At 65.8% G+C, this 19,059-nt stretch carries 16 protein-coding genes and 1 pseudogene; 8 read left to right on the forward strand and 9 right to left on the reverse strand.

Annotated elements, in window-relative coordinates; translation table 11 throughout:
* Positions 1–6: 6 nt before the first annotated feature.
* Together H6955_12680 and H6955_12685 are read right to left on the reverse strand one after the other, a co-directional pair.
* The gene (locus H6955_12680; GenBank protein MCP5314413.1) at positions 7–1,365 is read right to left on the reverse strand and encodes an exodeoxyribonuclease VII large subunit; all 1,359 of its coding nucleotides are present in this window, start codon (positions 1,363–1,365) and stop codon (positions 7–9) included.
* A gap of 153 nt (positions 1,366–1,518) precedes the next feature.
* Positions 1,519–1,896, reverse strand: coding sequence for a SoxXA-binding protein (locus tag H6955_12685; GenBank protein MCP5314414.1), 378 nt, complete (start codon positions 1,894–1,896; stop codon positions 1,519–1,521).
* A gap of 241 nt (positions 1,897–2,137) precedes the next feature.
* On the opposite strand from H6955_12685, the gene guaB reads away from it, so the two are divergent.
* From guaB to H6955_12705, 4 genes are all read left to right on the forward strand, one after another.
* Positions 2,138–3,607, forward strand: coding sequence for an IMP dehydrogenase (gene guaB, locus H6955_12690; protein MCP5314415.1), 1,470 nt, complete (start codon positions 2,138–2,140; stop codon positions 3,605–3,607).
* 168 nt (positions 3,608–3,775) lie between these two features.
* Positions 3,776–5,353, forward strand: a complete 1,578-nt coding sequence (gene guaA, locus H6955_12695) for a glutamine-hydrolyzing GMP synthase (GenBank protein ID MCP5314416.1) — start codon at positions 3,776–3,778, stop codon at positions 5,351–5,353.
* Between the two features lie 38 nt (positions 5,354–5,391).
* Positions 5,392–5,841, forward strand: coding sequence for a tRNA adenosine(34) deaminase TadA (tadA, locus tag H6955_12700; GenBank protein MCP5314417.1), 450 nt, complete (start codon positions 5,392–5,394; stop codon positions 5,839–5,841).
* 114 nt (positions 5,842–5,955) lie between these two features.
* Positions 5,956–6,822, forward strand: a complete 867-nt coding sequence (locus H6955_12705; GenBank protein ID MCP5314418.1) for an MBL fold metallo-hydrolase — start codon at positions 5,956–5,958, stop codon at positions 6,820–6,822.
* Positions 6,823–6,824: 2 nt separating this feature from the next.
* Here the strand turns inward: H6955_12705 and mltF are convergent, their stop codons facing one another.
* Positions 6,825–8,297 carry a membrane-bound lytic murein transglycosylase MltF gene (gene mltF / locus H6955_12710; GenBank protein ID MCP5314419.1) on the reverse strand — a complete coding sequence of 491 codons (1,473 nt, stop codon included), beginning with the start codon at positions 8,295–8,297 and terminating at the stop codon, positions 6,825–6,827.
* A gap of 261 nt (positions 8,298–8,558) precedes the next feature.
* Here mltF and H6955_12715 point away from each other — a divergent pair.
* The 3 genes and pseudogenes from H6955_12715 (at position 8,559) to hrpB (ending at position 13,338) form a co-directional block, all read left to right on the forward strand.
* Positions 8,559–9,254: pseudogene (locus H6955_12715) on the forward strand (flagellar motor protein MotA).
* A 208-nt stretch (positions 9,255–9,462) separates the two neighbouring features.
* Positions 9,463–10,734 carry a peptidoglycan -binding protein gene (locus H6955_12720; GenBank protein MCP5314420.1) on the forward strand — a complete coding sequence of 424 codons (1,272 nt, stop codon included), beginning with the start codon at positions 9,463–9,465 and terminating at the stop codon, positions 10,732–10,734.
* A 93-nt stretch (positions 10,735–10,827) separates the two neighbouring features.
* Positions 10,828–13,338, forward strand: a complete 2,511-nt coding sequence (gene hrpB / locus H6955_12725) for an ATP-dependent helicase HrpB (protein ID MCP5314421.1) — start codon at positions 10,828–10,830, stop codon at positions 13,336–13,338.
* Positions 13,339–13,354: 16 nt separating this feature from the next.
* Here the strand turns inward: hrpB and H6955_12730 are convergent, their stop codons facing one another.
* Complete coding sequence (locus H6955_12730; protein MCP5314422.1) at positions 13,355–14,149, reverse strand: response regulator; 795 nt, start codon at positions 14,147–14,149, stop codon at positions 13,355–13,357.
* A gap of 17 nt (positions 14,150–14,166) precedes the next feature.
* On the opposite strand from H6955_12730, the gene H6955_12735 reads away from it, so the two are divergent.
* Positions 14,167–14,505: a DUF2970 domain-containing protein gene (locus H6955_12735; GenBank protein ID MCP5314423.1), complete on the forward strand. Its 339-nt coding sequence runs from the start codon at positions 14,167–14,169 to the stop codon at positions 14,503–14,505.
* Positions 14,506–14,602: 97 nt separating this feature from the next.
* On the opposite strand, the gene H6955_12740 is transcribed toward H6955_12735, so the two are convergent.
* The 5 genes from H6955_12740 to H6955_12760 form a co-directional block, all read right to left on the reverse strand.
* Positions 14,603–15,202: a hypothetical protein gene (locus tag H6955_12740; protein MCP5314424.1), complete on the reverse strand. Its 600-nt coding sequence runs from the start codon at positions 15,200–15,202 to the stop codon at positions 14,603–14,605.
* 17 nt (positions 15,203–15,219) lie between these two features.
* Positions 15,220–15,492, reverse strand: a complete 273-nt coding sequence (locus H6955_12745; protein MCP5314425.1) for a GlsB/YeaQ/YmgE family stress response membrane protein — start codon at positions 15,490–15,492, stop codon at positions 15,220–15,222.
* Between the two features lie 143 nt (positions 15,493–15,635).
* Positions 15,636–16,976, reverse strand: a complete 1,341-nt coding sequence (locus tag H6955_12750; GenBank protein ID MCP5314426.1) for a DUF697 domain-containing protein — start codon at positions 16,974–16,976, stop codon at positions 15,636–15,638.
* Positions 16,918–18,411, reverse strand: a complete 1,494-nt coding sequence (locus H6955_12755) for a 50S ribosome-binding GTPase (GenBank protein MCP5314427.1) — start codon at positions 18,409–18,411, stop codon at positions 16,918–16,920. The genes H6955_12750 and H6955_12755 overlap by 59 nt, the downstream gene beginning before the upstream one ends.
* Before the next feature lie 129 nt (positions 18,412–18,540).
* Positions 18,541–18,960 (reverse strand): hypothetical protein, encoded by a 420-nt coding sequence (locus H6955_12760; GenBank protein MCP5314428.1) that lies wholly within the window; start codon positions 18,958–18,960, stop codon positions 18,541–18,543.
* Between the last annotated feature and the right edge of the window lie 99 nt (positions 18,961–19,059).

The following is a 19,059-nucleotide window of genomic DNA, read 5'->3' on the forward strand; positions in this document are numbered from 1 at the left end:
TGGCGTTCAGTCGCTGGGTCGGCTGCGTACGACCTCGAGCGCAAGACTCCCGTCCACCAACAGCGCCTCCAGCGCGTCGCCGGTCCTGACCTGCGCGACACTGGAAACCACCGCGCCGGTTTCCGGCTGCCGCAAAACCGCGTATCCACGCTGCATCGTCGCCAGCGGACTTACCGCATGCAGTTGCCGGCCGAGGCTCTGCAGGCGTTGGCGATGTTCGCGCAGGCGCCGGTGCATGACCTGCTCGAGACGCGCCGGCAGACGCGCATATCGTTCGCGCAGCGTGCCGACACGGTGAGCCGGATGGTGGCGCTGCAGACGCGCAAAGACGGTTTCGAGGCGTGCGCTACGCCGGGCCAGGCCGTTGCGCATGGATCGCAACAGGCGCAGGTCGATGCTGTCCAGTTGTTGCTGCTGTTGGCGCAGCCGGCCGCCGGGAGAGGCGCTGCGCAGCCGCTTGCCCAGCGAGCGCAGTTGCGTGGCGTCATGCTGCAGGCGCCGCCGCAGCGCGTTGCCGAGACGGCTTGACTGCGCGACCAGTGTCCGCTGCAGCGCATCGGAATCGGGACTGATCAGTTCCGCGGCCGCAGAGGGCGTCGGCGCTCGCCGATCGGCAACGAAATCGGCGATCGTGAAGTCGATCTCGTGACCGACCGCGCTGACCACCGGGATCGGTGATGCGGCAATCGTCCGCGCCAGCGTCTCGTCGTTGAATGCCAGCAGGTCCTCGGGCGACCCGCCACCGCGCGTGAGCAGCAGCACGTCGCAGTCGGCCCGACGGATCGCGAGATCGAGTGCCGAGACCAGCTCCGCGGCGGCGCCACGCCCCTGGACCTGTGCCGGGAATACCGTGACCGCAAGGTAGGGCGCGCGGCGGCGCAGCACCTTCAGGACGTCGCGCAGTGCCGCACCGGACGGCGAAGTGATGACGCCGATGCGTCGCGGAAATACCGGCAGGCGCCGTTTGCGGGCGGCATCGAACAATCCCTCGGCCTGCAGTTTCTGCTTCAGCGCCTCGAATGCCTGCTGCGCGGCGCCGGCGCCGGCCGGTTCGAGGTGTTCGACGACCAACTGGAAGTCGCCACGCGGCTCATATAGACCGACCCGCACACGGGCCACGACCTGGTCGCCGTCGGCAGGCTGAAAGCGCAACAGCTGCCGCTTGGGTCGAAACATCGCGCAGCGCACCTGGGCGTGGGCGTCTTTGAGGTTGAAGTACAGGTGTCCCGAACGTGGCGTCGCAAGGCCGGACAGCTCGCCTTCGACCCACAGCAGCGGAAAGCTGGAATCGAGTACGGCCCGCACCTCGCTGTTCAGGCGACTGACGCTGTAGACCTCACGGCGATCCTGGTCACGTGCGTTCATGTGACACGGTTCCGCGGTATCGTGTCGGCGGCGCAGGTAGCGCATACCGCGATGTGCGGTGGGAGAGCCGCGCACCGTTGTGCATCCGGCCGAAGAAAAAGCCGGGCAATGCCCGGCTCCTGGTCTGCGCCCGACGAAGGAGCGCCGAGCGAATCACTTGTACAGGTAATCGGGATTACCCTTGTTGACCTGGGTGGCGGCCTGCTGCTGGCCGAGCCGACCCTGTGCAGCGGCCTTGTCGGCGAGGCTCTTGGCCTTGCCGTAGTCGCCTGCCGCGGCGGCCTCTTCGGCCGACTTGATGATCTTGCCGGTATCGCGCCATTCGCCGCCCACTTTCGCGGCCTTGGCCTGTTCGGCCTTGGCGTCGGCGAGCGCGGCCTTGTAGGCGTCCGCCGCCGAACCGGTGGCCGGCATGGCCGCTTTCATTTCAGTGGCTTCCGCGCTCGCGGTGTCCATCTTCTCTTTTTTCGCGCAGCCGCCGAACGTGAACGCGACCGATGCCAATACGGCGATGAAAAGGGTTCGTTTCATCTGACTCCATCTCCTGAAGGGTTTCGTATTTATGCTGTCGTGTGCCCCAATCCATCTGCCGCACCGGCGGTCATGCACCGCCGCAGCGCTTCGGAGTCCCTGCCAAGGGCGTTGTTTTTCTACGCCAAATCTGCCGGTTGTGACGATCCAGCGACGTGTCAGCGAGACTAGCCAGTTTACCGGCATTTCGTCAAATCCTATAATCCCCCGCTTGTTTTCACCCGCCAGATTGGAATCCCCTATGCGCCTTGCCCAAGACCATGAAGCTCTGACTTTCGACGACGTGCTGTTGGTGCCGGCCCGTTCCGAGGTCGTGCCGAAAGATGTCACCTTGGCAAGCAAGCTCACCCGCGACATCGCACTGAACATCCCGCTGGTTTCGGCGGCGATGGATACGGTGACGGAGGCGCGTCTGGCGATCGCGATGGCGCTCGCCGGCGGCATCGGCATGGTGCACAAGAACATGACGGCGGCCGAGCAGGCGGCGCAGGTGCGCATGGTCAAGCGTTACGAGAGCGGGGTGATTCACGACCCGATCACCGTGTCGCCGCACACCAGCATCGGTGAGGTCCTGGCGCTGACCCGTTCCAACCATATCTCGGGCGTCCCGGTGGTCGACGGCAGTGAACTGGTCGGAATCGTCACCGGCCGCGACCTTCGATTCGAGACCCGCCTGGACGAAAAGGTGAGCTCGATCATGACGCCGAAAGAGCGTCTGGTGACGGTGCGCGAAGGCGCGAGTCGCGACGAAGTGGTCGCGAAACTGCACCAGCACCGTATCGAGAAGGTGCTGGTGGTCAACGACCAGTTCGAGTTGCGCGGCCTGATCACCGTGAAGGACATTCAGAAGGCGACCGACTTCCCGGATGCCTGTCGAGACTCGCAGGAACGCCTGCGGGTCGGTGCTGCGGTCGGCGTCGGCGCCGGCACCGAAGAGCGGGTCGAGTTGCTGGTCGAGGCCGGGGTCGACGTAATCACGGTCGACACCGCGCACGGTCATTCGCTCGGCGTCCTGAATCGTGTCGCCTGGATAAAGAAGCATTTCGCGCAGGTGCAGGTGATTGGCGGCAACATCGCCACCGGCGATGCCGGTCTTGCACTGGTCGATGCCGGCGCGGACGCGGTGAAGGTTGGGATAGGGCCGGGATCGATCTGCACCACGCGCATTGTCGCGGGGGTAGGCGTGCCACAGGTCACCGCGGTGGACAACGTCGTGTCCGCGTTGGAAGGCACCGGTGTGCCGGTGATCGCCGACGGGGGGCTGCGCTATTCGGGCGATATCGCGAAGGTCATCGCCGCCGGCGCGCACTCGGTGATGATCGGCGGGCTCTTTGCCGGCACTGACGAGTCGCCTGGCGAGGTCGAGATCTACCAGGGCCGCTCGTACAAGTCGTACCGTGGTATGGGATCGCTGGGCGCGATGGCCGGTCAGCAGGGATCCAGCGACCGGTATTTCCAGGAGGACACCAAGCAGGACAAGCTGGTGCCCGAGGGTATCGAGGGCCGGGTGCCGTACAAGGGCCCCTTGGTCAACGTCATCACCCAGCTGATCGGCGGGCTCCGTTCCAGCATGGGATATACGGGCTGTGCGACGCTCGACGAGATGCGTACCAAACCCCTGTTCGTGCGGGTGACCAACGCCGGAATGCGCGAATCGCACGTGCACGACGTTCAGGTCACCAAGGAAGCGCCCAACTATCGTCGCGACTGATCGAACCACGACCGCGAACGGCGTGCAGGACCAGCCGCCGCCAGGCATGACGGGACCCACCAGACCCGTTTCGCAAACCGCAAACCCGATGGTTGCACGCCTTGCATCGAAACAGGCGCAACCTCAGGGTTTTGCCCTGACCAGCTTCATTTCTCGGAAACCGGATCCATGACCACCGATATCCATGCGCATCGCATTCTGATCATCGATTTCGGGTCGCAGTACACCCAACTGATCGCGCGTCGCGTCCGTGAAGCGGGCGTCTATTGCGAGATCTGGCCCTATGACAACTGTCTCGAGGCGATCGACGCGCAACCGCCGCGCGGCATCATCCTGTCAGGCGGGCCGGAGACGGTCACCGGGGATGACACACCACGCGCGCCGCAACGGGTGTTCGAGCTGGGTGTGCCGGTGCTCGGGATCTGTTACGGCATGCAGACCATGGCGGCACAACTCGGCGGTCGGGTCGCGTCGTCGGACCGGCACGAGTACGGGTACGCGCAGGTGCGTGCGCGCGGCCACTCGCGGCTGTTGCGTGATATCGAGGACCACACGAGCCCGGAAGGCTGGGGCCTGCTGGACGTGTGGATGAGTCACGGTGACCGCGTCGAAGAACTGCCACCCTCGTTTACCGCGATCTGTACCACCGGCAATGCGCCGCTCGCCGGCATGGCGGACGAGTCACGCCGCTTCTACGGTCTGCAGTTCCACCCCGAGGTCACCCATACGCGGCAGGGCGGGCGCATCATCCAGCGTTTCCTGTTCGAGATCTGCGGCTGCGAGGCGTTGTGGAATTCGCACAACATCATCGACGATGGGATCCACAGGATGCGCGAACAGATCGGCGAGGGTCGCGTGGTGCTCGGTCTCTCGGGCGGCGTGGATTCCTCGGTGGTCGCGGCCATGCTGCATCGCGCCGTTGGGGAACGCCTGGTCTGCATCTTTGTCGACAACGGGTTGTTGCGGCTCCACGAGGGTGACCAGGTGATGGCGACCTTCGCCGAGCACATGGGTGTCAACGTGATCCGGGTCAATGCCGAAGATCGGTTCCTGAAAGGGCTGAAAGGCGTCGCGGACCCGGAACAGAAGCGCAAGATCATCGGTAACCTGTTCATCGACATCTTCGAAGAGGAGGCGGCGAAACTCGAGGATGTCGCGTTCCTCGCGCAGGGCACCATCTACCCGGACGTGATCGAGTCGGCCGGTGCGGCGTCGGGCAAGGCGCACGTGATCAAGTCGCACCACAATGTAGGCGGGCTGCCGGACTATATGAAGCTGCAGCTGGTCGAACCGCTGCGCGAGTTGTTCAAGGACGAGGTACGCCGCGTCGGTGTCGAACTCGGGCTTCCGTTCGAGATGATCTACCGGCATCCCTTCCCCGGTCCCGGTCTCGGGGTTCGTATCCTCGGCGAGGTGAAGAAGGAGTATGCCGAGATCCTGCGCCGCGCGGATGCGATCTTCATCGAGGAGCTGCGCCGCGCAAACCTGTACGACGAGGTGAGCCAGGCTTTCGCGGTGTTCCTGCCGGTGCGTTCGGTCGGCGTGGTCGGCGACGCACGTCGCTACGAGTACGTGATCGCGCTGCGCGCGGTGAAGACCGTCGATTTCATGACGGCGAGCTTTGCGCATCTGCCGTTCGAACTGCTCGAGCAGGTCTCGACCCGCATCATCAACGAGATCGCCGGTGTTTCGCGTGTCGCCTACGACATCTCCAGCAAGCCGCCCGCGACGATCGAGTGGGAGTAGACCGCGAAGGAATAAATGGACCGCCGGCGACGTCTATCATCGAGGACGAGGCGTTCATGCGCCGTGCGCTCGAGCTGGCACGGCACGCGGAACTACAGGGGGAAGTGCCGGTCGGCGCCCTGGTGGTCAAAGACGGCAGGATCATCGGCGAGGGCTGGAATCAACCGATCGGCAGCCACGATCCCACGGCGCATGCCGAGGTGGTCGCGTTGCGCGACGCCGCCGCAAAGGCCGAAAACTATCGTCTCACCGGGGCGACCCTGTACGTGACGCTCGAGCCCTGCCCGATGTGCGCCGGCGCCATTGTGCACGCACGGATCGAACGCGTGGTCTATGCTGCCCGGGATCCGCGTGCCGGGGCTGCCGGCAGTGTGTTCGACCTGCTGCCCTCCGACGAGCGGTTCAACCATTACACGCGTTGCGAGGGTGGTCTGCTCGCCGACGAGAGCGCGACCCTGCTGCGAGACTTTTTTCGCGCGCGCCGCTGAAGCGCGCCAACGCACGGGTATCCAACGATGAGAATGTGTTTACTGTTCGGGATCGGGTTGCTGATCGCACTGGGCGAGGCGCGTGCCGAGACCTATCCGCCGGTGACGGCCCAGATGTCGGTGGAGCAGGTGGGGCCTCATACGTTCTATGCGCAGGGCGCGGCGGGTGCGGCCACCGACAACGAGGGGTTCGTCTCGAACGCCGGCTTCGTCGTCACCGATGCCGGCGTCGTCGTGTTCGATGCGCTCGGTTCGCCGTCGCTGGCCTGGACACTGCGTCAGAAAATTCGTGAGCTCACTGAACAGCCGGTGGTCAAGGTGATCGTGAGCCACTATCACGCCGACCATATCTACGGGCTGCAGGTGTTCGAGGACGAGGGCGCCGAGATCGTCGGTCCACGCGGTGCCGGTGACTATCTGGCATCACCGGCCGCCAAGTCGCGCCTCGACGAACGCCGCATCTCGCTGTATCCATGGGTCAACGACGACACCCGCCTGGTACGGCCGGACCGGGTCGTCGAACAGGAATACCGGTTCACGGTGGGCGGGATCGATTTTCAGGTCAACTATCTGGGCAGCGCGCATTCCGACGGCGACATGACGTTGTTTGTCGTACAGGACCGCGTGCTGTTCTCCGGTGACATCATCTTCGAAGGTCGCGTGCCGTATGTGGGCGATGCAGACACACGGCACTGGTTGCAGACACTCGAGGCGCTCGAGACCAATGGTCTGAACGCGTTGGTGCCGGGTCACGGTCCGGCGGCCACCGACCCGGTCGCCGCGATCGGTGGTACCCGTTCCTACCTCGCCTATCTGCGCGAGGTGATGGGCGCGGCGGTAGAACAGTTCCAGGATTTTGCGACGGCTTACGAGGCGGCGGACTGGAGCCGGTTCGCCGACCTGCCGGCGTTCGAAGAGGCGAACCGGCGCAATGCCTACCAGGTGTTCCTGTCGATGGAGGCCGAGGCGCTCGGTCAATAGGCTCAGCGCGCCGTCGCGTTCGCAACCGGCGGGATGACAGGTTCGCCCGGTTCCTCGGCGAGCAGACGGTGGCGCATGTTGGCATCTGTGGTCGTCGTGTACCACACCAGCAGGTCGTAGTAGTTGCGGATGTTGTCCACGTAATCGACCGGTTCCTGGCCACGTGCGAAGCCGCGCTTGACGGTCGAGTAATGCGCCTTGTCGGCAAGCAGGGGAAGGCGCTGCTTGACCTCCATCCACAGATCCGGATTGGCGCCGTCACGCTCGGTGAGTATCCGTGCATCCTCGAGGTGGCCGAAGCCGACGTTGTATCCGGCCAGCGTCAACCACATCCGGTTGGGTTCGCGAATGCGACGCGGGATCTTCTTCTCGATGACGCGCAGGTAGCGGGCGCCGCCGACGATGCTTTGTTCCGCGTCGTCGCGGTCGCCGACCTTCATCTGCGTCGCCGTCGCCTCCGTCAGCATCATGATCCCTCGCACGCCGGTGGGTGAGATTGCATCCGCCTGCCAATGCGACTCCTGGTAGCCGATCGCGGCGAGCAGTCGCCAGTCGATGCCGGTGATTTCGCCGGCACGTTCGAAGTAGCCGCGGTAGCGCGGCAGGCGATCGCGGACATTGCGCCAGAAGTCGCGCGTCTCGACGAAATTCATCCGACCCGCATGTCCGTAGTAACGCGCATACAGGCGCTGCAGTCGACCATCGGCCTGGACCTCGGCGAGGAACGCGTTGGCGGCATCGAGCAGGCTGCGGTCCTGCGTAGGCGGCAGCGCCCAGGCCAGCGCACGCGGTTCGTCGAGTTCGAACGCCACCGCGACATACCTGTACAGGCGCCGGCTGAGTTCGACCTCGTTGGCGCCGGCCAGGGTATAGCGGATCCCGCCTTGGTCGAGCGCCGCGAGCAGGGTCTCCGGGCCGGTGCCCCCAAGGCGTTCCCAGCGCAGCTGCGGATACGCTGTATCACGCAGTTCGATCAGTGCCGCCTCCTGGCCGGAACCGGCGATCACGTGCAGCTCGCCCGGCTCGACGTCGGCCAGACTGCGCGGCCGTCGGCTGCCCCGGCGGTATACCAGCTGCTCGGTCTGATACTGGTAGGGCAAGGTGAAATGGACGCGGTGGTTACGCTGCTCGTTGATGCTGAGTCCGGCCGCCGCGATGTGCACCGTGCCCCGGGTCGTGGCATCGAGCAGTGCCTCCACGTCGGCGGGAAACTCGAAACGGACGCCTACCCCGAGTGCGCGCCCGAATTCCTTCGCCAGCGCATACTCGAAACCGTCGGGTCCCGCCGCGCCCGCATGGTACGTCGTCGGCCCCAACCGCGTGGCCACCACCAGTTCGCCACTGCGCTGGATGCGTTCGAGCAGTGATACGGGCGGGCGCTGCGCGAGCATCCACAGGGCCAGGGCACCGCAGGCGAGCAGACCGGCGGCGAGCAACACCGCGTAGCGTCGCTGGGCGCCGGCCTTCATCGGCATTCGAACGACCGGGTTGTCGAGGGGACGCAGCGGTGGACGCGGCAGCGATGCAAGAGGGGTCCTCGCGCAGGGGTTACGGAAATCGGAAGATAGTTTTCAACACGACAAAAAGCCAGTCAGTGATCTGCAGCACGGTCCGTGGTGCCATTGAGTGCCGCTGCAGGGTGGTGGGTCGGGGCGCGGCGGACTCAATGCCACTTGCGATTGCATCGCGCAGATCGCATCCTTCGAGGAATTTGTATCGACCCTTGTGTGGCGGACATGCTTTCGACGCGACAATCGCTGTTCTGGATGATTGTGTATCTGGCCATCGTCGGCGCGATCTGTGCGCTGTTGTGGCGTCCGCTGTGGTCGGCCCTGATGGCGAACTGGGGGTTCAACTCGGTCATTCTCGGTGTGCTCGCGGTTGGTATCCTGATCGACTTCCGCCAGGTGATCGGGCTCAACACCGAGATCAACTGGATAAGGGTGTTCCGTACCGGGCAGCCCGGCCTGTCGGTGACCCGCGAGCCACGTCTGTTGAAGCCGCTGGCCACCCATCTCTCGCATCGCCGGCGCGACCGTTTCCGGCTCTCGGCACTGGCGCTGCGTACTGTCCTCGACGGTATCCGGGAACGCCTGGACGAATCACGCGAGATCTCGCGCTACTTGATCGGCACGCTTATCTTCCTCGGCCTGCTCGGTACCTTCTGGGGGCTGCTCGGCACGATCGGGGCGGTGGGCAAGGTCATCGACGGCCTGGATGTCGGCGACCAGGACTTTGCCGCGGTGTTCGCGCAACTCAAGCAGGGTCTGCAGACCCCGCTAGGCGGCATGGGCACGGCGTTCAGCTCGTCGCTGTTCGGTCTGGGCGGCTCGCTGGTGCTCGGTTTCCTCGACCTGCAGGCGGGACATGCACAGAACCGCTTCTTCAACGGACTGGAAGAGTGGTTGTCCGGGGTCACGCAGCTGGTCGATGACGCCGGTGATCCGGCACTCGCTGCGGCTCCGGTGGAGGTCACCGACGATGCGCTGGCTCCGGCGATTGCGGTGCTGATCGATGAGGTCAGGGCCGAACGCTGCCTGCTCGAGGAGTATCTCGGGCGCAACTCGCCGGCAGATCCGGCGGGTACCGCCGCGGATCCGGTGGAACCGCCGCCGCCCGGCGCCGGGCAGGACTGAACCCATGGCGACGCGCCGCAGACATCGCGCGATCGATGTATGGCCGGGTTACGTGGATGTGCTGGCCGCGCTGTTGATGCTGGTGATCTTCGTGCTGATGTTGTTCAGCCTGGCCCAGTTTCTGTTGTCGCAGATCCTCGATGCGCAAGAGAACGAACTCGGCGTGATGTACGAGCGCGTCGTGCAACTGACCGACCTGCTGGGACTCGAACAGGAAAAGACCGCCGGCCTGAGTCGCGATATCGCCGATCTGACGACACGTGCTGAAGACCTGGAGCAGGCACGCGCGACTCTGACGAGCGACCTTGCCGAGATGACCGAACGCGATGCGGCAAAGGGACAGCAGCTCCAACAGCAGCTGCTGTTGGTCGCGAGCCTGCAGGAAGATGTCGACGCGCTGCGTGCGCTGCGCTCACGCCTAGAGGCCGAGGTCGGGATTCTCGCATCCGCACTGGACCGCAACGTCAGTGATCTGGGGGCCGAACGCGATCGCTCCAAGGGCCTGGAGGCGCGTCTCGCCGACCAGGCCGAACGCACCCTGCTGGCACAGCGCGAACTCGAGCAACGCGACATCCGCATCCAGGCCCTGTCGGCGTTGGTCGACGAACGCGAACGGGCAATCGAGGCGGAGCGCCGTCTCACAGCCGATGCCCAGGCCGAGGTGGCGCTGCTGAATCAGAAGCTGGATCACCTGCGCGACCAGCTCGCGGAGATCAGCCAGGCGCTGGCCGCGGCGGAACTCGAGAAGACAGCCCAGGCGGACAAGATCCGTGATCTCGGCGAGCGCCTCAATATCGCGCTGGCGCGCGAGGTCAACCGGTTGGAACGCTACCGCTCCGACTTCTTCGGGCGACTGCGCGAGGTGCTCGGCAACAATCCCTCGGTGCGCATCGTCGGCGACCGCTTCGTGCTGCCCTCCGAGTTGTTGTTCGGTTCCGGCAGTGCGACCCTCGGCGATGACGGTCGCGTCGAACTGGCCAAGCTCGCGGCGACGCTGCGTGACCTGGTTGCGCGGATACCGCCCGAGATCGACTGGATACTGCGCATCGATGGACACACCGACCGGGTGCCGATCAACACCACCGAATACCGCTCGAACTGGGAGCTGTCGACGGCGCGCGCCGTGTCGGTGCTGCATTTCCTGATCGATCAGGGCATTCCCCCGGACCGCCTGAGTGCAGCCGGATTCGGCGAGTTTCATCCGATCGATCCCGCCGACTCGGTTGAGGCCTACAGTCGCAATCGCCGCATCGAACTGAAGCTGACCTCGCGTTGAGCGGGGCGGGTCGGCCGGTCCCTCCGGGTACCGGTTCGGCGAAGCAGCCCCCGGGGCCAAACCGTGACACCCAAGACCATCGATCTCTCGCGCCTGCCTGAACTGCCGGTCACACGACAGCTGCCTGAGCTGCGCCGCACGCTGGCGTCCGGACATGCGGTACTGAGTGCCGAGCCCGGTTCCGGCAAGACCACGCTGGTCCCGTTGTTGCTGCTGGATGCCCCGTGGCTCGCCGGCCGGCGCATCCTGATGCTCGAGCCGCGGCGGCCCGCGGCGCGTATGGCGGCGCGACGTATGGCGGCGTTGCTCGGCGAGCCGGTCGGGCAGACGGTCGGCTACCAGGTGCGCTTCGAGCGCCGCCTGTCCGCTGCGACGCGCATCGAGGTGCTTACGGAGGGCCTGCTGCTGCGCCGCCTGCAGGCCGATCCCGAGCTCACCGGGGTGGGCCTGGTGGTGTTCGACGAGTTCCACGAGCGCAGCCTGCAGGCCGACCTGTCGCTCGCGCTGTGTCTCGATGTCTGCGCCGGGTTACGCGACGACCTGCGACTGCTCGCGATGTCGGCCTCGCTGGACACCGCGCCACTCGCCCGGCTGATGGGGGCAACGACGGTCACCGCCGAGGGGCGCCTGTATCCGGTGGATATCCACTATGCCGACCGGGATGCCGAGTCGCGCGACCCGGTGCCCGCGACCCTGGGCGCGGTACAGAACGCATTGCAGGTCTGTGATGGCGATCTGCTGGTGTTCCTGCCGGGCAGGCGCGAGATCGATCGCCTGCGTGAGCGGATCGCCGCGCACTGGGGATCGGCACTGGTGGTCGACACCCTGTACGGCGACATGCCGGCGTCGGCACAGGACGCGGTACTGCAACGGGAAGGAGGCGGGCGTCGGGTGATCCTTGCGACCGATATCGCCGAGACCAGCCTGACGATCGAGGGTATCACCGGGGTGGTCGACAGCGGCCTGGCGCGCCGGCCGGTGTTCGATCCCAATACCGGTCTCACCCGCTTGGAGACGCGGCGTATCAGCAAGGCATCCGCGCTGCAGCGTGCCGGCCGTGCCGGGCGACTCGGTCCCGGTTACTGCCTGCGTGCCTGGACGGCGAGCCGCCACGCGAGACTCGACGACTGGACCGCGCCGGAGATCGCGAATGCCGATCTGGCGCCGCTGGTGCTCGAACTCGCCGCCTGGGGCGTGACCGATCCGGGGGCACTGTCCTGGCTTGACCCGCCGCCGCGCGCGCACTGGCAACAGGCGGCGACCCTGTTGCGCCAGCTGGATGCGCTCGATGCGACCGGACGCATCACGGCGACCGGCAGACAGATGGTGGCGTTCCCGACCCATCCCCGCGTCGCGCACCTGTTGGCCGCTGCGGCCGACAGCACGTCGCGGAACCTGGCTGCCGACCTCGCTGCCTTGCTCGCGGAGCGCGACCCGCTGCGTGGTTCCAGTGTCGCCGGTGCCGACATCGATGCGCGTCTCGCGGCACTCGATGCGCTGCGCGCGCGGCAACCCCTGCCGGCCGGCGCGGATCGGACGTCGCTGCAGCGCATCGCCCGCGCGGCCGAGCAACTGCGGCGCCTGTGCGGCGACGTCCTGCCGGTCGATGGGGATGAAGGCCCGATCGACATCGGCGAGGCCGTCGCCCGGGCCTATCCGGATCGAATCGCCCTATGCACCTCGACCGACGGTCGCCGCTACCTGATGCGTAACGGGCGCGCGGCGGTACTGGGTGACGGCGATCCGCTGGGCGGACGGCGGTGGCTGGCGGTCGCGGCATTGGACGCGGGACATCGCGATGCGGCGATCTGGCTCGCGGCACCACTGGATGAACGGACCCTGGAGCGATTGTTCGCCGGGGTCATCGAGTCGCGCCGCGAACTGCGCTGGGACGCCGCGCTCGACGACGTGGTGGCCCGCGCGGTCCGACGTCTGGATGCCTTGGTGATGAGCGACGAACCGATGGCACTGCATCCGGACGACCCGACCGGTCCGATCCTGTGTGCACAGATCCGCAGGCAGGGGCTGGCGGCGTTTTTCGACGACCCGGTGGAACTCCGTGCGCGCGTGCAACGCATGCGTGCGCTCGAGCCCGGTGAGGGATGGCCGGATTATTCCGAATCCAAGCTGCTCGACGGCGTGGAGCACTGGTTGCTGCCCTGGCTGAAGCCGGGTGAGGGCCGCAGGCAATTGCGCAGGCTCCGGCTCGACGAGGTACTGGCCACGCAACTCGGCTGGGAACGCGTGCAGCGCCTCGACCAGTGGCTACCGACCCATTTCGAGACGCCCGCCGGCACCCGACGGCGCATTGGCTATGTGGGTGAAGGGGCACCGACGCTCCAGGTGCCACTGCAGGAGGTGTTGGGTCTGCAGTCGTCGCCACGACTGGCAGGCGGTCGTGTCGCGGTCGTGCTGCACCTGCTGTCGCCGGCCGGCCGGCCGCTGCAGGTTACCGCGGACCTCGCGGGGTTCTGGTCCGGCGCCTACGCCGAGGTCAGGAAGGAGATGCGCGGTCGGTACCCGAAGCACCATTGGCCGGAGGACCCGGCGCATGCCGAAGCGACGCGGTTCACCAAGCGCCGCACGCAGCGCGGAGGTGATTGAGCGGCAGGTGCCGGCGTCAACCGGCGATCATGTTGCGCACCAGCGTGCGGACCATGGATGGCTCGAAGGGTTTGTCGCAGATGGCTGAGATACCGCTGTTCTGGACGGCGGCGAGACGATTCTCGTTTTCCTCGCTGGTCACCATCAGAACCGGAATCGACGATTGATCCGAATCCTGGCGGATGTGGTCGAGCAGTTCCTGGCCGTCCATTTGCGGCATGTTGTAGTCGGTGATGATGAAGTCGTAAAGGTGTGCGCGGATCAGCTCCAGGGCCTGCACACCGTTCTCGGCATGATCGACCTGGGTGATGCCCAGCGAGTGCAGGACCCGGGTGATGTGTTTGCGCGAGAAATGGCTGTCGTCGACCACGAGAACGCGCAACGCCTGGTCTGCGAGTTCCTCGCCGAGCTCGTCGTCGCCGAGCAGGTCGAGGGTTGCATGCAATGCGGCATTGAGTTCTTCGGGCGAGAACGGTTTGGGGAGAATCGCGACCACACCGGCCTGGCGGATCGGATCGAGATAACGAAACCGCGTCTCGCTGGAAATCAGAAGAAAAGGTGTATCGGCGAAGTCGGACGAATGGCGTATCTGCATCACCAGATCGGTGCCCGTCATGTCCGGCAGATACAAGGAGCTGATCACCAGGTCGGGCGATTCGTCGCGCAGTGTCTGCAACGCCGCATGTCCCGCGTCCGCCTCGAGCAGCGTCTGGACGCCGATCTCGTTCAGGGCACGGCAGATCAGGCGTCTCTGGGTCGGTGAAGGTTCGACGACCAACACCACGATTTCGCCGATTCGCATTGCGCTCATGCAGACTCCCGACAAAGATGCGTGTCCGCTATAGCGGCGCATCCGTGGCACCCTTTATCCGGCGCGCAAGTTCGCCGTGCGGCCGTGGAATCTGGCAAACTGCGTGGCGGCTGCAGTCATGCGTTGGGAGTGGAGTGAAGGTGTCCGAACAACACAAGAGGCTTTCGATCGTTCAGATCATTGGCAGCGTATTGTCGTCGTTTTTCGGCGTGCAGAAGAATGCCACCCGGGAACGCGATTTCAAACATGGCAGGGCGCGCGATTTCATCCTGGTCGGTGTCCTGCTCACGGTGGTATTCATCCTGATCGTGTGGGGCGTCGTGCAACTGGTGATGAGCGTCGCTGTCACGCAGTGACGTGATCGATCGACCACGGGGCCTCTGGATTACAGCGGTATCCCACCGGGTGGCCGGATGTCGCCGGACGACATCCGCACCCGACCCAAGATCCGGATCAGCGCTTGCGCCACCACGGCGGCGGTGGTGGAGGGGGCGGTGGCATCGCGCCCGGGGGGAAGCCGGGACCCGGCATCCCCGGCGGTGCATAGACCTGGCGCAGGTCCTGCCGCCACGTCTGGAAACGGGCCTCCTGGTGCTGCTTGAACACGCCGCGTTCGCGTTCCTGAGAATGCATGAACTGCTCCAGCTGGGCGCGCTGATAGGCAGCAAAGCGCTCCTGCTCGACCCGCTGCTGTTCGGCGAACATCTTGCGATTGTGTTCCTGGTGAGCGTTGAAGCGTTCGTACTCGCGTTGCATCCAGTCGGCACCCGCCGCGGCGGTGGTCGAGACCGGATCGGCATCCGCGTCTTCCGCCTCGCGCACCGCGGCCTCTCCGGCGTTTTCCGGCGCGGCCTGTGGGGTCTGCGGATTCTCCGGTTGCTCGGTGCCCGGAAGGGGCTTGGTCAGGATGTCGGTGATCTTGTCGAGCAGCGAGTCATCGTCATCGTCGTCGGTGAACACGACCGGCTTGTCGGCCGGGGCCGCTTTCTCGGTGCCGGGCAGGGGCTTGCTCAGGATTTCGGACAGCGCGTCGAACCAGCTCTTGTCACTCATGCGGGCAATCTCCAAGCTTACGCAGAACGCTTCAGTTGGCGGGCCACCCACACCAGCGCCAGGGCACCGATCACGGCCGCGACCAGGCTCGCCAGCAGTCCGCCCACCGCGCCTTGCAGGCTGTCGGGGAGGGCCATCGATGCGCCATAACCGGCGAGCAATGCGCCGACGATGCCCATTACCAGGTCACCGAGCTGGCCGCCGGGTGCCTGCCCGCCAACGATGCGGCGTCCGAGAAAACCCATTGCGGCGCCGATGGCCAACCAAACGATTAGTACCCAGACAGGCATGATGCATTCTCCGGCAGCGTTGACCTGACCGGCGGCGTCTGCGCAACCGGCCTCCCGTTCCTACCGAAATGTACTATGGATCAATAAATTAGTAAATGCTGAACTACGCCTGCCGGCGGCGCAGGTGTTGGTCGGGGAGGGGGTCAATGGGCGCCGAGGCGTGCGCGGATGTCGGCCTTGGCCTGGTCGATGATCGATTCGCGGTCCAGGCTGTCGAGGATCTCGCGAATGGCGAGTTTCGGGCCGGCGTCTCCCCATGACTTGCCATTGGCGAGGTAGCGTTCGGCCGCACGTCCGACGACATAGGTGCTGTAATACGCGACCACCCCCTGGGCGCTGCCCGTGACCACCGCCGAGAGGCCGCCAGTGCCGAGCTTCAGCGCCGAGGCGACGAAATGCACCGCCCATACGGTGCCCATCAGCACGAGCATCTGCGTGCCGATCGTCTTGACCAGGCCACCGGCCTCGGCGCGACTCAGTGGCAGGCCATAGACCCGCGACAGGTGTACCACCATGCTGATGTCGACTACCGCCGCGGCGACCAGGTCGGCCACCGGGACCGGGTTGAGGGCGACCGCGACCCCTTTGCCGATGCACCAGGTGCGGATCACGCGCTCGCCGAGCGTGCGCCGAGCGGTCAGCACCCGCGCCGCCACCTGATCGCTCAGGTCGCCGGCGAACAGTGAGGCGTTGAGCGCGGCGAGGGTCTTGCCATCGCGCTCGAGGATCTGCCAGAGCCGTTCCTTGAGGGCGCGCACGTCGGGCCTGCGCTCGCGCTGCTGGTCCACCTCGTCGCCGTGTTCATCGACCCGGACCACCCACTGCGGCGCAGGTTGGGCGGCCGTGAACACCAGGTTCTCGGGCTGTACGACCCCCCTCGCATGCTCCAGCAGGGCATCGTGCAACTGGGTGCGTTCCGCATCGTTGTAGCGGTCGGTCTTGTTGAGCACCAGCAACAGCGGACGTCCGACGGCGGAGAGTGCGCGCAGGGCGTCCAGTTCCGCCTGTGTCAGGTCGCCGTCGACCACGAACAACACCAGATCGGCGCGGCCGGCGACCTCGCGCGCGAGCTGTTCACGTGCCTCGCCGGCGACCTCGTTGATCCCAGGGGTGTCGATCAGGAACACGTTGCCGTCGCGGAACTCGTGCCACTGACCGCTCTGCACGCTACGGGTCTCGCCGTGCAGCGGGCTGGTCGCGAAACGCTGTTCACCCAGCAGGGCGTTGACCAACGCCGATTTGCCGACGCTGACCCGGCCGAATACCGCGATGTGGATGTGGCCGTGCTCGAGCTTGGCGAGCATCGATTCGACTTGCTGGTAGTCCTCGCCGAGTGAGGCGCGCACCTCGCCGGGAACGCGTTCATCGTCCAGAAGCTCGCGCAGGCTTTCGCGGGCCAGCGCGAGATGCGTGTCACCGCCGGTGTCAGGATCCGTCCTTTTTTCGGATCCGCGTGGCCACCACGCGGGCAAGGTCGCGCGCAGACGTTTCCAGATCTCCACCCAGTCTCTCCTCAAACAATCTTGCGGTCTGCATCGGATGCAGTTCGCCGCGTGTCGCCAGGGTCAGGCTCAGTGCGCGGCCGAGCGTTCGGAAGATGATGCCGTAGGCGATCGCGTGCAGGGCGCCGCCGGCCAGCGTGCCGATCCCCGGAAACGCCTTGAGTGCGTTGCCCGAGACCGCCAGCAACAGGGTATGCGCGCGGCCCACGTGCTGCTGCACCAAACGTAACAGCAAGTCGCTGTCGACCTTGCCGACCCGCGTATCGTACACGGCGGCGAGTTCACGGATCAGCTGGGTTCCGAGCCAGCCCTGGATGACCAGGTCTGCGCCCGGGGTGATCGCCGCCAGGGCGCCGACCACCGCCTTGAACGCGTACTCGTCGACCAGCTTGTCGGCGCGCTGCCGCCGGCTCTCCGCCAGCGCCTCGTCGAGCTGCCGTGCTGCGAGCACGAAGGTCGCGCTGTCGCGCAGACGGTCGAGCAGCGCCTGGTTGCCGTCCACCAGGCGCTGCAACGCGCGTGCGAGGTCGCCCACCCGGGGGGCGGTCGGTCGCTGCTCGAGCTGCTCGCTACCATCGGGCAGCACCCGCAGGACCTCGCGAGAGCCGGCCGCGGAAACGCTGGCGAAAGCGGTGTTCGGGTGGTCCTGGACGAGACCGCGCAGGCGCTCTGACAGCAGCTCGGCCTCTGGCTCGCTGTAGCGGTCGGTCTTGTTGAGTACCAGGAGCAGCGGCTTCTGCAGCGTGAGCATGTCCTGCAGTGCCGCATGCTGCGTGCGGTTCAGATCGCTGTCGGTCACGTACACCACGACATGCGCACGGCGCGCCTCGTCGGCGGACAACCGGTCCAGGGTGCCGTCCGCTTCCGCAGTGCCCGGCATATCGGTGATCAGCAGTTCGTCGCCGCCCGGACTGGTCCAACGGTAACGTTTCAGTTGGCGCGTGGTCCCGCCGCGCACGTCGCTGACGGCCTCGGCATCCGGCAACAGCGCGCGGATCAGCGCCGACTTTCCGGTGGAAATCTCGCCGAACAGCACGACATGGATCTCGCCGGTCTCACGACGCCGGCGCAGTTCGGCGAGCTCGCGCTGCACCTGGCGGGTGTCGGTGCCCAGTGCCGCCGCCTCGTCCATGGCGGATTCGAGTTGCTGCTCGCTGGGTGCCTGCGCGGCGTCGTCGGGCGTCCGCTGGCGCGTGCGTGACGGGCGCAACAGGCGCCAGAGCAGCCAGGTGATCGACAGGCTGAACAGCCCGATCAATCCCCACCAGGCGATGCCCAGCCAGACGGGGCCCTCGGCGAGGTGCGCCCGGATGTTCAGCGTCGCTTCGCTGATCGCCAGGATCAGCAGCAGGGCGCCGAGGCCGAGTACCAACACGGCCATGGCGATCAACAGACGTAGACTGCGCGGAAGAGGCATCGGCGGAATTGCGGCCCGGCGTTGACTTTCGCGCAACGCTACCCCAGCGGGAGACGCGAGACAACGCGGCAGGCGGGGCGGGAAGCTGAGGATCGCCGCACCGTCGTTTCGGACGACGCGGCGACCGGGTCAGGCAGGCGAATACACTGAGCGCGAGGGTGAAGTGATCTTTCCCTGGCGTTTCAGGTAGGCGAGCGTCTGCGCGAGGTTGTTGGCCACCACGCCACGCGACTCGAGCTCCGCCTTGATCTCCTTGGTGGAGATCTTCTTGGTCTTGCTGACTATCTCGAGTACGTGATCGGTGACGCTGCCTTCAGTCGACCGACGCCGTTTGCCGCGCGTGGTGCGACCACCCATGCTGCGGATCTCGGCATCGATTGCAGACAATTCCTTGCGGTGACGCGCGAGCATTTCGCGGCGCGTTGCGCGCAGCTCGTCGAGTTGCGCGCGCATCGCTTCTTTCGCTTCTTCTGCTTCCTGTTGCTCGCGTTCTTGGGCGAGCTGATAGAGTTCATCGGAGCTCAGCCCCGACAGATTGACTTTTGCCATTTATTGCACTCCGGATATAAACGCTGCGGAAATAGACGCTTCTATCCCTTCTTTCCTGGGGATCAAAACGTGAATATTTCTCGGCGCGTAAATATAGCG

Source organism: Chromatiaceae bacterium (genome assembly GCA_024235395.1).
In the GTDB taxonomy this organism is placed as follows: Bacteria; Pseudomonadota; Gammaproteobacteria; order Chromatiales; family Chromatiaceae; genus Thiosocius.

Excerpts from the sequence above, each read along its gene's own strand:
- H6955_12740 (MCP5314424.1), bottom strand. The coding sequence starts at position 15,202 with ATGAGTGACAAGAGCTGGTTCGACGCGCTGTCCGAAATCCTGAGCAAG.
- H6955_12685 (MCP5314414.1), bottom strand. The coding sequence starts at position 1,896 with ATGAAACGAACCCTTTTCATCGCCGTATTGGCATCGGTCGCGTTCACG.
- guaB (MCP5314415.1), top strand. The coding sequence starts at position 2,138 with ATGCGCCTTGCCCAAGACCATGAAGCTCTGACTTTCGACGACGTGCTG.
- H6955_12745 (MCP5314425.1), bottom strand. The coding sequence starts at position 15,492 with ATGCCTGTCTGGGTACTAATCGTTTGGTTGGCCATCGGCGCCGCAATG.
- H6955_12735 (MCP5314423.1), top strand. The coding sequence starts at position 14,167 with ATGCGTGTCCGCTATAGCGGCGCATCCGTGGCACCCTTTATCCGGCGC.
- H6955_12680 (MCP5314413.1), bottom strand. The coding sequence starts at position 1,365 with ATGAACGCACGTGACCAGGATCGCCGTGAGGTCTACAGCGTCAGTCGC.
- H6955_12705 (MCP5314418.1), top strand. The coding sequence starts at position 5,956 with ATGTCGGTGGAGCAGGTGGGGCCTCATACGTTCTATGCGCAGGGCGCG.
- H6955_12720 (MCP5314420.1), top strand. The coding sequence starts at position 9,463 with ATGGCGACGCGCCGCAGACATCGCGCGATCGATGTATGGCCGGGTTAC.
- mltF (MCP5314419.1), bottom strand. The coding sequence starts at position 8,297 with ATGCCGATGAAGGCCGGCGCCCAGCGACGCTACGCGGTGTTGCTCGCC.
- guaA (MCP5314416.1), top strand. The coding sequence starts at position 3,776 with ATGACCACCGATATCCATGCGCATCGCATTCTGATCATCGATTTCGGG.
- H6955_12730 (MCP5314422.1), bottom strand. The coding sequence starts at position 14,149 with ATGAGCGCAATGCGAATCGGCGAAATCGTGGTGTTGGTCGTCGAACCT.
- H6955_12760 (MCP5314428.1), bottom strand. The coding sequence starts at position 18,960 with ATGGCAAAAGTCAATCTGTCGGGGCTGAGCTCCGATGAACTCTATCAG.
- H6955_12755 (MCP5314427.1), bottom strand. The coding sequence starts at position 18,411 with ATGCCTCTTCCGCGCAGTCTACGTCTGTTGATCGCCATGGCCGTGTTG.